14 protein-coding genes and 1 pseudogene are annotated in these 14,542 nt (G+C 69.1%); 10 read left to right on the forward strand and 5 right to left on the reverse strand.

The features are described 5' to 3' along the window. The 5 genes and pseudogenes from ASJ79_RS05800 to ASJ79_RS05820 form a co-directional block, all read left to right on the forward strand. Window positions 1-361: pseudogene (locus ASJ79_RS05800) on the forward strand (argininosuccinate synthase domain-containing protein); the annotation flags it as partial. A 25-nt stretch (window positions 362-386) separates the two neighbouring features. After that, on the forward strand, window positions 387-1,799 hold the full coding sequence (argH, locus tag ASJ79_RS05805; RefSeq protein WP_067953788.1) for an argininosuccinate lyase: 1,413 nt from the start codon (window positions 387-389) through the stop codon (window positions 1,797-1,799). A 22-nt stretch (window positions 1,800-1,821) separates the two neighbouring features. Beyond that, entirely contained in the window at window positions 1,822-2,412 is a 591-nt protein-coding gene (locus ASJ79_RS05810) for a hypothetical protein (RefSeq protein ID WP_067953789.1), read from the forward strand. Beyond that, on the forward strand, window positions 2,409-2,960 hold the full coding sequence (locus tag ASJ79_RS05815) for a hypothetical protein (RefSeq protein ID WP_067953790.1): 552 nt from the start codon (window positions 2,409-2,411) through the stop codon (window positions 2,958-2,960). The genes ASJ79_RS05810 and ASJ79_RS05815 overlap by 4 nt, the downstream gene beginning before the upstream one ends. Further along, window positions 2,957-3,460, forward strand: a complete 504-nt coding sequence (locus ASJ79_RS05820; protein WP_067953791.1) for a hypothetical protein — start codon at window positions 2,957-2,959, stop codon at window positions 3,458-3,460. The genes ASJ79_RS05815 and ASJ79_RS05820 overlap by 4 nt, the downstream gene beginning before the upstream one ends. On the opposite strand, the gene ASJ79_RS05825 is transcribed toward ASJ79_RS05820, so the two are convergent. Next, window positions 3,438-4,724 (reverse strand): hypothetical protein, encoded by a 1,287-nt coding sequence (locus ASJ79_RS05825; protein WP_067953792.1) that lies wholly within the window; start codon window positions 4,722-4,724, stop codon window positions 3,438-3,440. The genes ASJ79_RS05820 and ASJ79_RS05825 overlap by 23 nt on opposite strands. Next, window positions 4,725-6,524, reverse strand: a complete 1,800-nt coding sequence (locus tag ASJ79_RS05830; protein ID WP_067953793.1) for an ABC-F family ATP-binding cassette domain-containing protein — start codon at window positions 6,522-6,524, stop codon at window positions 4,725-4,727. A gap of 111 nt (window positions 6,525-6,635) precedes the next feature. Between ASJ79_RS05830 and ASJ79_RS05835 the strand changes: the two genes are divergently transcribed. From ASJ79_RS05835 to ASJ79_RS05845, 3 genes are read left to right on the forward strand one after another with little or no spacing between them, the layout of a single operon-like run. Then, the gene (locus tag ASJ79_RS05835) at window positions 6,636-9,605 is read left to right on the forward strand and encodes an acyl-CoA synthetase (protein ID WP_369803612.1); all 2,970 of its coding nucleotides are present in this window, start codon (window positions 6,636-6,638) and stop codon (window positions 9,603-9,605) included. A gap of 53 nt (window positions 9,606-9,658) precedes the next feature. Continuing rightward, complete coding sequence (locus ASJ79_RS05840; protein ID WP_067953795.1) at window positions 9,659-10,189, forward strand: hypothetical protein; 531 nt, start codon at window positions 9,659-9,661, stop codon at window positions 10,187-10,189. 4 nt (window positions 10,190-10,193) lie between these two features. Continuing rightward, window positions 10,194-10,400 carry a Trm112 family protein gene (locus ASJ79_RS05845; RefSeq protein ID WP_067953796.1) on the forward strand — a complete coding sequence of 69 codons (207 nt, stop codon included), beginning with the start codon at window positions 10,194-10,196 and terminating at the stop codon, window positions 10,398-10,400. Here the strand turns inward: ASJ79_RS05845 and ASJ79_RS05850 are convergent. Genes ASJ79_RS05850 through ASJ79_RS05860 form a run of 3 tightly spaced genes read right to left on the reverse strand, consistent with a single transcriptional unit; the run spans window position 10,391 to window position 12,558 of the window. Then, the gene (locus ASJ79_RS05850; RefSeq protein WP_067953797.1) at window positions 10,391-11,017 is read right to left on the reverse strand and encodes a TetR family transcriptional regulator; all 627 of its coding nucleotides are present in this window, start codon (window positions 11,015-11,017) and stop codon (window positions 10,391-10,393) included. The two genes, ASJ79_RS05845 and ASJ79_RS05850, sit on opposite strands and share 10 nt — an antisense overlap. 6 nt (window positions 11,018-11,023) lie before the next feature. Next, window positions 11,024-11,860 carry an ABC transporter permease gene (locus ASJ79_RS05855; RefSeq protein WP_067953798.1) on the reverse strand — a complete coding sequence of 279 codons (837 nt, stop codon included), beginning with the start codon at window positions 11,858-11,860 and terminating at the stop codon, window positions 11,024-11,026. After that, window positions 11,794-12,558 (reverse strand): ABC transporter ATP-binding protein, encoded by a 765-nt coding sequence (locus ASJ79_RS05860; RefSeq protein ID WP_067953799.1) that lies wholly within the window; start codon window positions 12,556-12,558, stop codon window positions 11,794-11,796. The genes ASJ79_RS05855 and ASJ79_RS05860 overlap by 67 nt, the downstream gene beginning before the upstream one ends. Window positions 12,559-12,616: 58 nt before the next feature. On the opposite strand from ASJ79_RS05860, the gene ASJ79_RS05865 reads away from it, so the two are divergent. Further along, window positions 12,617-13,228, forward strand: coding sequence for a DNA-3-methyladenine glycosylase (locus ASJ79_RS05865; RefSeq protein ID WP_067953801.1), 612 nt, complete (start codon window positions 12,617-12,619; stop codon window positions 13,226-13,228). 18 nt (window positions 13,229-13,246) lie between these two features. Continuing rightward, complete coding sequence (tyrS, locus tag ASJ79_RS05870; RefSeq protein WP_067953800.1) at window positions 13,247-14,521, forward strand: tyrosine--tRNA ligase; 1,275 nt, start codon at window positions 13,247-13,249, stop codon at window positions 14,519-14,521. Window positions 14,522-14,542: the final 21 nt, after the last annotated feature.

The following is a 14,542-nucleotide window of genomic DNA, read 5'->3' on the forward strand; positions in this document are numbered from 1 at the left end:
CACCGCCCACACCGAGCTCGAGCACGTCACGCTGGAGCGCGAACTGGGCCGGTTCAAGCGCACCACCGACCAGAAGTGGGGCGAGCTCGTCTATGACGGCCTCTGGTACTCCCCGCTGAAGACCGCGCTGGAGTCGTTCGTCGCCAAGACCCAGGAACACGTCTCCGGGGAGATCCGGCTCGTGCTGCACGGCGGGCACATCGCGGTGAACGGCCGGCGCAGCGCGGAGTCCCTGTACGACTTCAACCTGGCCACCTACGACGAGGGCGACACCTTCGACCAGTCCGCAGCCAAGGGATTCGTGCATGTGCACGGCCTTTCGTCGAGCCTGTCGGCGCGCCGGGACCTGGCGGGGAAGTGACCGCTCGGCGCATTAGGGTGACCCCGTGAGCACCAACGAGGGTTCGCTGTGGGGCGGCCGGTTCGCCGACGGGCCGGCCGACGCCCTCGCCGCGCTGAGCAAGTCGACGCATTTCGACTGGGTGCTGGCACCGTATGACGTCGCCGCGTCGAAAGCCCATGTGCGCGTGCTGTTCCGGGCAGGCCTGCTGACCGAGGAGCAGCGTGACGGGCTGCTGGCCGGACTGGACAGCCTGGGGTCCGACGTCGCCGACGGCAGCTTCGGACCGCTGGTGTCCGACGAGGACGTGCACGGCGCGCTGGAACGCGGCCTGATCGACCGGGTCGGAGCCGACCTCGGCGGACGTCTGCGCGCGGGCCGCTCGCGCAACGACCAGGTGGCCACGCTGTTCCGGCTCTGGCTGCGCGACGCGATCCGGCGGGTCGCCGACGGCGTGCTCGACGTGGTGTCCGCGCTGGCCACCCAGGCCGCCGCGCACCCCACCGCGATCATGCCGGGCAAGACCCACCTGCAGTCGGCGCAGCCTGTGCTGCTGGCCCATCATCTGCTCGCCCACGCCCACCCGCTGCTGCGCGACGTGGACCGGCTCGCCGACTTCGACAAGCGGGCCGCGGTGTCGCCGTACGGATCCGGGGCGCTGGCCGGCTCGTCGCTGGGCCTGGACCCCGACGCGATCGCCGAGGAACTCGGGTTCGCGTCGGCGGCGGACAATTCGATCGACGCCACCGCCTCCCGGGACTTCGCGGCCGAGGCGGCGTTCGTCTTCACGATGATCGGGGTCGACCTGTCGCGGCTGGCCGAGGACATCATCCTGTGGAGCACGACCGAATTCGGTTATGTCACGCTGCACGACGCGTGGTCGACGGGCAGCTCGATCATGCCGCAGAAGAAGAACCCCGACATCGCCGAGCTGGCCCGCGGCAAGTCCGGCCGGCTGATCGGCAACCTCGCCGGGCTGCTGGCCACCCTGAAGGCGCAACCGCTGGCGTACAACCGGGACCTGCAGGAGGACAAGGAGCCGGTGTTCGACTCGGTGGCCCAGCTGGAGCTGCTGCTGCCCGCGATGGCCGGCCTGGTCGCGACCCTGCGCTTCGACGTCGACCGGATGGCCGCGCTCGCCCCGCTCGGGTACACGCTGGCCACCGACGTCGCCGAATGGCTGGTGCGCCGCGGCGTGCCGTTCCGGGTGGCACACGAAGCCGCCGGCGCGGCGGTGCGCGCGGCCGAGGCCCGCGGTATCGGCCTCGAGGAGCTCGCCGACGCCGAGCTCACCGGCATCCACCCGGCGCTCACCCCCGACGTCCGCGACGTGCTCACCACCGAAGGCTCGGTCAACTCACGGGACGCGCGCGGGGGCACGGCGCCCGTCCAGGTGGCCCGGCAACTGAGTGCGGTACGCGACGCGTCGGATTCGTTGCGCATCCGGCTACGGCGGTAGCCGGCCGCTAACATCCTTCGGCATGGAGGCCCAGCGGGTACGCCGGTGGCTGGCCGAGCGCAAGGTGAGCCAGTGGTGGAAAGCCGGGCTGGCCGTCGTCCTGGCGGTCGCCGCGCTGTTCGGCGGACTGGACCGCGTCGAGACCGCGGCCACCCCGTTCAACCCGGGCCAGGAGTTCGACGACGGGCAATTCTCCGTCACCGTCGAGCGAGCAAGGCTGGTCGACAAGCTCGAAAGCGGCAGGCGCGTCGTCAGCCCGGCCCAGCCGGGGCGCCGGTACCTGGCCGTGGTCGCGACGCTGCGAAACAACTCGACGGTTCCTGGGCGGCTGCGCAATGAGTTGGACCTGCGTGACGTGCCGGGCGCGGAGTTCCACGGTGTCTGGCGCTACCGGGACAGCTCACCGATCCAGAACCTCGGTCCGGGACTCACCGAGCAGCTCGTGTTCACCTGGCTCGTCCCCGACGACGCCCTGAGCTCGGGCGACGTGATCACCGTTCGGGTCTGGAAGAAGACGTATTCGCAACTGATGGTCACCTACGGCGGCAAAGAGTGGCTCGACAGCCTCACCGACTACGGGGTCACCGAACTGAGTGTGGGCGGGCCGTCATGAGGAACCTGGGGCCGGTGTTGTCCGCGCTGGGCGTCATCGCCGTCGTGACGGCGGCCGCGGTGGTGTGGCACAACCTGCCCACACCGACGGACCTCTACGGCACGTTCGACGTCCACGGCCGGGTGGGCGAACCCGTCCGGGGCCGCGCGGTCACCGCCACTGTCACCTCGGTACGCGTTGCACCGCAAGTCAATTCGGCGCAGGCCGCGGGTTCCTGGGTGGTCGTCGACACCACGCTGGAGGCCACCGGGTCCACCGAGCTGCCGCACGCCGACCTGCTTGTCGGCCCCAACACCTACGTACCGACCGACCGGTTCTTCGGCAAGACGCTCGGCGCGGAGATCGCCCCGGGAATCTCACAGCGCGGCAGCTGGGTGTTCGACGTCGCCTCACCGCTGGTCGCGGCGGGCGCCGCCGACCCGGTCACCCTGCGCGTGTGGGTGGGCAGCGGCATGCTCGATTCCCGCCTGGTCATCGAGCTCGACGCCGACCGCTTCGCCAGAACCGGCGAGGTGGATCTGGCACCACCGGAGGCGAGTGCCGCATGACGCGGCTGTCGGCGCTGTGGCAGCGCAACGTCATCGGCGCGGTCGTCGTCGCCTGCGCGGTCGGAGCCTTCGTCGTGATCGATTTCGGACCGCAGTGGTCGGCCTACCGGAACTCGCTCACGCCCCGACTGGTCGTGCCCGACGGTCAGAGCGGTACGGCCGACGGGCAGACATGGCGGCTGGAATCCATCAAGCACCTGAATCGCAGCCCGCTCAATTTCGGCCCGCCGCTGCCCCCGGGCACGGTGCTGACCGTGGTCGTCGTCGACCTGTCCGGGCCGCCGCGGCCCGGCTACTGCACCGCGATGCTCACCGACGGCGAACGGCGGTGGGAGTCCGAGGGCGTCGGCGGGTTCAGTCCGCTCCCTCGCGACGGCGTGCGGAACCTGTGCGACAAGCCGGGGCGTGTCCAGTTCGGTTTCGTGCTGCCGTCGGATGTCGTGCCGACCGCGATGGACGTCATCGACAACGGCCAGATCACGGTGCGGATGCTGCTGTAGCGTCCTTCTGTCGCACGCGTTCCAGGCAGAAAGCCACGGTGGAGGCGATCAGGCACACGCGCAGCGGTTCGACGATCAGATGCGAGACGAAGATCAGCGTCGGCCGCACGAAGTCCCAGAACGATGCCGGATGGGGGCCCAGCAGCCACGCCGCGCCGCGGAACAGGTAGCCGGCCCGCACCTCCGGCCGATAGAAACTGCCCGCCATGTCCAACCACGCCAACCCGAGATAGCCGAGCACATACAGCGCCAACGCCAGCACGCCACCGTGCAGGATCAGCCGCGCCGAGTCGACGATCGGCCGGTAGTTGCCCAGCTTGGACAGCAGCCAGTCCCGCGCCTCTCGACGGCGGACATCGGGCAGACGTGACCACCGTTCCCGCACCAGCTTCTGCGGCGCGGCCGCCTGCTCGAACACCCGGTCCGCACGCCGGCCGGCGATTCGGCGGGCGGTGTCCCGCCAGTCCGCGGGCATGGACACGCCGTAGACGATCGCCGCGACGGCGAGCCACAACAGCGGTATCGTCGCGCCGCCGAACACTGTGCTCACCGCCCAGGTGAAGGTGTCCCAGAGCACCTCCAGCGGCCTGAGATGTGAGAACAGGTCCGCGCGGGTCTCGTTGAACCACGCCACGATCCGCCGTTCGGCGAGCCAGCCGCTGGGATTGAGGACGACGGTGAGATCCCTGCTGGCGGCGAAACTCACACCGAGGAACACCCACAGGGCGTCGACATACACCCGGATCGCGATCATCCAGCCGGGCAGCCGGTCGCTGAAACGGCTGAGCGCAATCCGGAGCACCAGAGCGGCGACGATCAGCACCCACGTGACCGTTCCGATCGGCAGAGTCTCGGGGTGGAGCTCGGTGACACCCGGCGTCATCATCGCGTCGGCGATCCGGTAGTCGAGGGCCTGGGTCTCGAAGGCGATCCAGTCCTCGGCGAACATCTTCCACGCCAGATAGATGGCGAAGAACGGCACGATGACCGTCGAGAACACGTCGACGCGGCGGGCCGACCGCCTCGGCAACGCGGCCAGCACGGGAATCGCGCGCCGCAGCACGAAGAACATCGCCACATAGGACCCCAGGCGGGCCAGCCCCGCCAGCGGCATGATCAGGGCGGCCCAGACGTCGTTGTCGTGACCGGCCCACGCCGCCAGCTCGATCGCGCCGCGCCGGCCGAGCAACCCGAGCAGATAGCAGGCAGCCAGCTGCGGCCAGTAGCGCACACACAACACGAACGGCCGCAGCAGGTAGGTCATCTAGCTCTCGAGCCTCTCCGAAAGCTCCAGCCAGCGCGTTTCGTGTTCTGCCACCTGGCTTTCCAGATCTCGCAGCTGCGCGGTGAGCTTGCCCAGGCCGACATGGTCGGACTGGTCGTGGCCGGCCATCTCGTCGTGTTTGGCGCTGATCCGGTCGGCCAGCTTGGCCAGCGACCGGTCGACCGAGGCGATCTCCTTTTCGATGGTGCGCAGTTCGGCGCCCGACAACTGCTCGCTGGCAGCGGGTTTCGCCCGCGGCACCGGGGACTCCTGTCGTTCCCCGGCCAGTCGCAGGTACTCGTCGATGCCGCCGGGAAGGTGCCGGAGGCGACCGTCGAGGATCGCGTACTGCTGATCGGTGATGCGCTCGAGCAGGTAGCGATCGTGGGAGACGACGATCAGGGTGCCGGGCCATGAGTCGAGCAGATCCTCGGTCGCGGTGAGCATGTCGGTGTCGACATCGTTGGTCGGCTCGTCGAGCACCAGCACGTTGGGCTCGGACAACAGCACGAGCATCAACTGCAGACGTCGCCGCTGCCCACCGGACAGCTCGCCGACCCTGGCCGACAGATGTGCGCGGGGAAAGCCCAGGCGCTCAAGCAGTTGCGCGGGCGTGACGTCCTTGCCGTCGATCTGGTAGCTGGTCTGCAGCCGTCCGAGGACCTCGCGGACCATGTCGCCGGCCACCGCCTCGAGCTCGCGGGACTCTTGATCCAGCACCGCCAGTTGCACGGTCTTGCCGCGTTTGACCCGGCCCGTCGTCGGTGTCACCGTGCCCGCGATGAGGCCCAACAGCGTGGACTTGCCCGCGCCGTTGGCGCCGAGGATGCCGGTGCGCTCACCCGGGGCGATCCGCCATTCGATGTCGCGCAGCACTTCTCGGCCGCCCGGATAGGACACCGAGACGTCGAGCAGGTCGATGACGTCCTTGCCGAGGCGGGCCATCGCCGCGCGGGACAACTCGACGCTGTTGCGCAGCGGCGGGACATCCGAGATCAGCGCGTTGGCCGCGTCGATGCGGAACTTCGGTTTCGACGTCCGTGCCGGCGGCCCGCGGCGCAGCCACGCGAGTTCCTTGCGCATGAGGTTCTGACGTTTGGCTTCCACTGCCGCGGCCTGCCGGTCGCGTTCGACACGCTGCAGCACGTAGGCCGCGTAGCCGCCCTCGAACGGCTCGACGACGCTGCCGCGCACCCCGCTGCCGCCGGGGTGCACCTCCCACGTGGTGGTGGCCACCTCATCGAGAAACCAGCGGTCGTGGGTGACCAGCAGCAGCCCGCCCGAACCGCGCGCCCACCGTCGCTTGAGGTGTTCGGCCAGCCAGGTGATGCCCTGGATGTCGAGATGGTTGGTGGGCTCGTCCAACGCGACGACGTCCCATTCGTCGATCAGCAGCGCCGCCAGCTGCACGCGGCGGCGTTGGCCGCCCGACAGCGTGCCGACGGGAGCGTCGAACGGGATGTCGGCGACCAATCCGCCGATCACGTCACGGATCCGGGCGTCGCCGGCCCACTCGTGTGTGGCGCGACCACCGACCAGCGACCAGCCCACCGTGTGGCCGGGATCAAGGATGTCGGCCTGGTCCAGCGCACCGATCCGCACCCCGCCGCGGCGCGTCACCCGGCCGGCGTGCGGGGCGACCTGCCCGGTCAACAACCCGAGCAGGGTGGACTTGCCGTCCCCGTTGCGTCCGACGATGCCGATCCTGTCGCCGTCGCTGACCCCGACAGTCACCGAATCGAACACCACCCCGGTGGGGTACTCCAGGTGGAGGTTCTCACCCCCGAGCAGGTGTGCCATCGTCTGCCGAGACTAGTGGGCCGCGGTTGTTTCCAGAAACCGGCAATCCGCGTTGTGCCATCATGACCACGTCGGAATCGGGCGACTGGACAGCACAGTGGGGAGCGCGCAGTGGTGGACCTCTCGGCGATCACCAGGCCGGTCGGGCGATTGGTCGCGACAGCCCAGAACGGGCTTGAGGTTCTGCGTTACGGCGGGCTGGAGACCGGCGCGGTGCCGTCGCCGTTCCAGATCATCGAGAGCGTGCCGATGTACCGGCTCCGTCGCTACTTTCCGCCCGACGCGCGTCCCGGCGTCAACTCCGTCGGAGCCCCGGTACTGATGGTCCACCCGATGATGATGTCGGCCGACATGTGGGACGTCACCCGGGACGAGGGCGCCGTCGGCATCCTGCACAAGGCCGGCGTCGACCCGTGGGTCATCGACTTCGGTTCACCGGACAAGATCGAAGGCGGGATGCAACGCAACCTCGCCGACCACGTGGTGGCGCTCAGCGAGGCCATCGACACCGTCAAGACCGTGACGGGCCGCGACGTGCATCTGGCCGGTTACTCGCAGGGCGGCATGTTCGCCTATCAGGCCGCGGCGTATCGCCGGTCCAAGGATCTGGCGAGCATCGTGGCGTTCGGTTCACCGGTCGACACACTGGCGGCGCTGCCCATGAACCTGCCGGCCAGCCTGGCCCCGGCCGCCGCCGATTTCATGGCCGACCACGTCTTCAGCCGCATCGACATCCCGGGATGGTTGGCGCGCACCGGATTTCAGATGCTCGATCCGGTCAAGACGGCGCAGTCGCGGCTGGACTTCCTGCGCCAGTTGCACGACCGCGAAGCGCTGCTGCCCCGTGAGCAGCAACGGCGGTTCCTGGCCTCGGAGGGCTGGATCGCGTGGTCGGGACCGGCGATCTCCGAGCTGCTCAAACAGTTCATCGCGCACAACCGGATGATGACCGGCGGTTTCTCGATCCACGGCGACCTGGTCACGCTGTCCGATATCGACTGCCCGGTGCTCGCGGTCATCGGTGAGGTCGACGACATCGGCCAGCCGGCGTCGGTGCGCGGTATCAAGCGTGCCGCGCCGAAGGCTGATGTCTATGAATTCCTGATCCGGGCAGGACATTTCGGGTTGGTCGTCGGTTCGAAGGCGGCGACCCAGACCTGGCCGACGGTGGCCGACTGGGTGCGCTGGCTCGACGCCGGCGGCAGCATGCCCGTCGGCGTCACCCCGATGCCCCTGCAGCCGTCCGAACCGAGCGAGAGCGGGGTGTCGCTGACGTCGCGGCTGGCGCACGGTGCCACCGCGGCGACCGAGATGGCCTTCACCTTCGCCCGGTCGGCCGCCGACGCCCTCGTCACGGCGAACAAGTCGGCACGCGCGCTCGCCGTCGAGACCGTGCGCACCCTGCCCCGGCTGGCCCGCCTCGGCCAAGTCAACGACCACACCCGAATCTCGTTGGGCCGCATCATGAGCGAGCAGGCCCGGGACATGCCCAACGGTGAGGCGCTGCTGTTCGACGGGCGGGTGCACACCTACGAAGCCGTGGACCGGCGCATCAACAACGTCGTGCACGGTCTGATCGAGGTCGGGGTGCGGCAGGGCACCCGGGTCGGCGTGCTGATGGAGACCCGGCCCAGCGCGCTGGTCGCGATCGCGGCGCTGTCCCGGCTCGGCGCGGTGGCCGTGTTGATGCCGTCGGACGCCGATCTCGTCGAGGCGGCGCGGCTCGGCGCGGTCACCGAGATCATCGCCGACCCCACCAATCTCGACACCGCCCGCAAGCTCGACCGCAGAGTGCTGGTGCTCGGCGGCGGCGAAGCCCGCGATCTGCACCTGCCCGACGACGCCGACGTGGTCGACATGGAGAAGATCGACCCCGACCGCGTCGACCTGCCCGGCTGGTACCGGCCCAACCCCGGACTCGCCCGCGACCTCGCCTTCATCGGTTTCAGTACGGTCAGCGGCGACCTGGTGGCCCGCCAGATCACCAACTACCGCTGGGCGCTGTCGGCGTTCGGGACGGCCTCGGCGGCCAACCTGAGCCGCAACGACACCGTGTACTGCCTGACCCCGCTGCACCACCAATCGGGGCTGCTGGTCAGCCTGGGCGGCGCCGTCGTCGGTGGTGCCCGCATCGCGTTGTCGCGGGAACTGCAGCCCGACCGCTTCGTCCAGGAGATCCGGCAGTACGGCGTGACGGTGGTGTCCTACACCTGGGCGATGCTGCGCGAGGTCATCGACGACCCGGCGTTCTCGTTGAACGGCAGCCATCCGATCCGGCTGTTCATCGGCTCCGGTATGCCCGCCGGGCTGTGGAAGCGCGTCGTCGACGTGTTCGAGCCGGCCAACGTCGTCGAGTTCTTCGCCACTTCGGACGGTCAGGCCGTGCTGGCCAACGTCAAGGGCGCCAAGATCGGAAGCAAGGGCAGGCCGCTGCCCGGCGGTGGCGAGATCGCGCTGGCCGCCTACGACCCCGAGGGCGACCTGATCCTCGAAGACGAGCAGGGCTTCGTCCGGCGTGCCGAGGCGGGGGAGGTCGGTGTGCTGCTGGCCCATCCACGCGGCCCCGTCGACCCGCTGGCGTCGGTGAAGCGCGGTGTGTTCGCCCCCGCCGACACGTGGGTGTCCACCGAGTACCTGTTCCGCCGGGACGAGGACGGCGACTACTGGCTGGTCGACAACCGCGCCTCGGTGATCCACACGGCGCGGGGAGCGGTGTTCGCCGCGACGGTCAACGACACGCTCGGCAAGCTCGGCGCCGTCGACATGGCGGTGACCTACGAGGTCGAGACCGACGGGGAGACGTTGGCCGTGACGGCGCTGGCGTTGTGCCCCGGCGGCACCATTCCGTCGGCGGATCTCTCGGAGGCGCTGGCCGACCTGCCGCTGGGGCAACCGCCCGACATCGTGCACGTCGTGCCCGACATGACCTTGACCGCCACGTTCCGTCCACTGGCGGAGCCGCTTCAGAAGAGGGGCATCCCCAAGCCGTCGCGTAACGCCTGGTATCTGGACCCCGATACCCATCGGTACAAGCGGTTGACCGTTGCCGTGCGCAGCGAGATCGCGGGCAGCCGGCAGTGATGCCCGCCTCGGTGCGCGCTGTTAGGCTCGCCGGGGCGACTACGGAGGTTGGGATGACGACGCAGGACAACATGACCAGTTCGCCGCTGCACCGTGCGGTCACCGGGGCCCTCGTCGGCGCCGGTCTCGCATTCGGGCTCGTCATGGGCGTCGCCCCGACGGCCACCGCGCAGCCCACCACCAAGGCCGAAGAACCGCCGGCCCCGCGGATCTCGCCCGATCAGGTCTTGATGATGATCTCGCAGGAGTACCAGACCGGCCGGGGTGGCGGCCAGGTCTCCAAGCTCATCGAACAGGTGATGAACCTGCGCGCCCGCGGTATCCGCCCGTCGATGGGTAACGCCCAAGCGTTGGCCGCCGGCCTCGACGCGCGTCCGAACCAGGGGCCGCTGATCGAAGCGCTGCAGGCGACGCTGACCTATCAGCGCAAGGTCATGGCACAGTCGGCCAACGGTGCGCCCGCCGCGCCGGTGCCTCCGGGGCCTCAGGTCGGCCTGGGCCCGACCGGCCCGGCATGGGCACCCAACCAGGGCAACCCGATGATCCAGGACGGCGACACGATCTTCCCGATGCCGGGTCGCTGATCCGATGGCCTTGGACGAATCCCTCAAGGCCATCCTGGTCTGCCCGCAGGACCGCGGACCCCTGCTCTTCGTCGAGGAGTCGCTGTACAACCCACGGCTGCGCCGCAAGTACCGCATCGACGACGGGATCCCGGTGCTGCTCATCGACGAGGCGGTCACCGTCGACGACGACGAGCATCAGCGACTGGTGAAGGCCGCCGATCAGTCGTAGGTCCACTCGGGCAGGTCGCCGGTCAGATACCGCTGAAGGTTCGGGCCGACGGTCTCCGCGATTTCCTGCACGGGCAGCGACCTGAAGGGTTCGAGCTCCAGGATGTAGCGGGCGATCACGATCCCCACCAGTTGTGACGCGACGAACTGCACCCGGATGCGTCCCGTGCCCGGCGGATCGTCGACGCGTGCGCCGACCTCGACGGCGATCACTTCCTGCAGGAACGAGCGCACCATCGAGACGTCGGCGTCACTGCCACCCAACAGGGAGCGCAAGGTCGCGATGAACCCCTTGCCCAGCTCCGAATCCCACAGCGGCAGCAGCAACGTCGGCAGGACGTGGCCGATCCGGTCCACGGGCACCTCCCGCAGCGGACCGATGATGCTCATCGGGTCGATGGGGATGTGGATCGCCGCGGCGAACAGTTCGGTCTTGGTGCCGAAGTAGTGGTGTACCAGGGCCGGATCAACCTTGGCGTCGGCGGCGATGGACCGGATCGAGGTCTTGTCGATGCCGTTGCGCGCGAACAGTTCACGCGCGCTGTCGAGGATGCGTTCGCGGGTGTCCGAAGGCCCGGGAGGCCGGCCCGGGCGGCGGCGGTCCGGTGTGGTCGTCACTTTGGTCTAGGGTGTCCTTCGCCGTAAGGTGGCCGCGGCCAAACCCAGCGCCACCAGTGCGAAAACGATGACGATCGCGATGTCGCGGCGCGCCACCGAGGTCAGTTCGGGATGCGCCCCGACTTCTCGCAGCGCCTCCAGAGCGTAGCTGGCGGGCAGCGCGTTGCTGATCCATTGCAGCCAGTCGGGCAGTTGCTCGCGGGGGACGATGATCCCGCACAGCAGCAGTTGCGGGGCGATGACCAGCGGCATGAACTGCACCGCCTGGAATTCGGTGCGGGCGAACGCGCTGCACAGCAGTCCCAACCCGACCCCGAGGACCGCATTGATGATGGCGATCGCGAACACCCAGCCCGGGCTCCCGGCGGTATGGAAGCCGAGGAGCCAGAACGAGACCACGCACGCCAACGACGCTTGCGCGGCGGCCGCGATCGAGAACGCGGTGCCGTAGCCGGCGAGCAGGTCGAGCCGGCGCAGCGGTGTGGTCAGAATCCGCTCAAGCGTTCCGGACACGCGTTCCCGCTGCATCGTGATGGAGGTGATCAGGAACATCACGATCAGCGGGAAGACACCGAGCATGATCAGACACGCGTTGTTGAACGCCGACGGGGCGCCCGCACGCTTCGCGGCGTCCGCCACGTCCGGGAACATGAAATAGAGCAGGGTGATGATCAGGCTCGGGGCGAGCAGGATCATCGCGACGCTGCGGTGATCACCGCGCAGTTGCCGCAGAATCCGCGCCACGGTGGCCAGATAGGCCCGCGGGCTGAGTGGGTTCAGGCGCTCGGGACTGCGGTGTCGCGGCGGATGATGGACAGAAACGCCTGTTCCAGTGACTGACATCCGGTGTCCTCTCGCAATCGCTTCGGGGTGGTGTGCGCCAGCAGCCGCCCGTCGCGCATGAGCAGCAGTTCGTCACAGTGGTCGGCCTCATCCATGACGTGGCTGGAGATCAGCAGGGTCGTGCCGTCGCGGGCGAGCCGGCCGAACCGCTCCCAGAGGTCGGCCCGCAGTACCGGATCCAGGCCCACGGTCGGCTCGTCGAGGACGAGAAGATCCGGATGGGCGACGAGCGCACACGCCAGCGACACCCGGGTGCGCTGTCCGCCGGACAGGTTGTCGCACAGGTCGGTCCGATGATCGTCCATGCCGACCGTCGAGATCGCCTCGTCGACGGCCTCGGAGTCGGCCCCGGTGAGCGCCGCGAAGTAGCGCACGTTGTCGACAACCCGCAGATCGCGGTAGATCGTCGGTTCCTGCGTGACGTAGCCGATGCGGTGCCGGAGTTCGGGGGACCCCGCGGGTCGGCCCAGCACGGTCACCGTGCCGCCGGTCGTGAGCTGGGTGCCGACGATGCTGCGCATCAGCGTCGTCTTACCGCAGCCCGACGGTCCGAGCAGGCCGGTGATCGCACCCGACCGCACCTGCGCCGAGACATCACGCACGGCGTCGTGGCGGCCGCGGCGGACGTGCAGGTTGTCGATGTCGATCGCAGTGCCCCGCGGTCGGGGAGAAAATTCATCGGACGATGAACTCGCCATGTGATGAATAGTGCGCTCGGCGCGGATCGATGTCAACGCCGTCCGTAGGATGTCGTCGATGTCCGGAGCCGAGTTGGAGGTCGAACCGCTGACCGCGGCGCGACTGCTCCTCGGGGCCACGATGACCGGCCGTGGCGTGACCGCGACGATCGTCGAGGTCGAGGCGTACGGCGGACCCGAGGACGGGCCGTGGCCGGATGCCGCCGCCCACTCGTATCGCGGACCCGGACTGCGCAACGCGGTGATGTTCGGTCCGGCGGGACGGCTCTACACCTACCGCAGTCACGGGATCCACGTCTGCGCGAACGTCGTGTGCGCACCCGACGGCGTGGCCGCGGCGGTGCTGCTGCGTGCGGCGGTCATCGACACCGGTCACGACCTGGCCTGGGCGCGCCGTGGTCTGTCCGTGCGGGAGACTGCACTCGCCCGAGGGCCCGGCAATCTGTGTTCGGCGCTCGGGATCACGATGGACGACAACGGAGTCGACTTGTTCGATCCATCGTCTGCGGTCCAGCTGAAGCTGGGCGACCTGCGGGTCGGCGAGAGCGGGCCGCGCGTCGGGGTCAGCAAGGCCGCCGACCGGCCGTGGCGGATGTGGCTGGCCGGCCATCCCGAGGTGTCGGCCTACCGGCGCAGTCCGCGGGCACCGGTGCCGGGGCAGAGCGACTAGTGCGGGAAGATCGGTGCCATGGGCACGTCGATTCTCGATGAACTGGAATGGCGCGGACTGATCGCACAGTCCACCGATCGCGATGCGTTGGGTGAGGCCCTGGCCGACGGGCCCGTCACGGTGTACTCGGGATTCGATCCCACGGCCCCAAGTCTGCATGCCGGGCATCTGATCCCGCTGCTCACGTTGCGCCGGTTCCAGCAGGCCGGCCACCGCCCGATCGTGCTCGCCGGCGGCGCGACCGGCATGATCGGCGACCCACGGGATGTGGGGGAGCGCACGCTGAACACCGCCGACACCGTCGCCGACTGGGCCGACCGCATCCGTGGTCAGCTCGAGCGGTTCGTCGAGTTCGACGACTCGCCGACCGGCGCCGTCGTCGCGAACAACCTGTCGTGGACCGGTGAACTCTCCGCGATCGAGTTCCTGCGTGATGTCGGCAAGCACTTCTCGGTCAATGTGATGCTCGACCGCGACACCGTGCGCCGCCGGCTTGAGGGAGAGGGCATCTCCTACACCGAGTTCAGCTACATGCTGCTGCAGGCCAACGACTACGTGGAGTTGCACCGCCGGTACGGCTGCACGTTGCAGGTCGGTGGCTCCGATCAGTGGGGGAACATCATCGCCGGGGTGCGACTGGTCCGGCAGAAGGCCGGGGCGAGCGTGCACGCCCTGACGACCCCGCTGGTGACGGACTCCGAGGGGAAGAAGTTCGGGAAGTCCACCGGTGGTGGGAGTCTCTGGCTGGATCCGGAGATGACCAGTCCGTATGCCTGGTATCAGTACTTCGTCAACACCGCCGACGCCGACGTCGTGCCGTATCTGCGGTGGTTCACCTTCCTCGGCGCCGACGAACTGGACGAGCTCGAGCAGGCGACCGAAGAGCGCCCGCACGAACGAGCCGCGCAGCGGCGGTTGGCCCGGGAACTGACCAACCTGGTCCACGGCGAAGCGGCCACCGTCGCGGTCGAGCACGCGAGCCGGGCGTTGTTCGGGCGAGCGGAACTGTCGGAACTCGACGAACCGACCTTGGCGGCGGCGCTGCGGGAGGCATCGGTGGCCGAACTCGAGCCGGGCGGTCCGGACTCGATCACGGATCTCCTTGTCGCCAGCGGACTCTCCGCGAGCAAGGGGGCGGCCCGCCGGACGATCGCCGAGGGCGGAGTGTCGGTGAACAACGTGAAGATCGCCACAGACGAATGGTCGCCGCAGCCCTCCGACTATCTCCACGGCAAGTGGCTGGTGCTTCGGCGTGGCAAGCGCAACGTCGCCGGCATCGAGCGCATCGGCTGACGCACCGCGTGAAACGGCTGG

It is taken from the genome of Mycobacterium sp. NAZ190054, from assembly GCF_001545925.1.
Lineage (GTDB): Bacteria > Actinomycetota > Actinomycetes > Mycobacteriales > Mycobacteriaceae > Mycobacterium.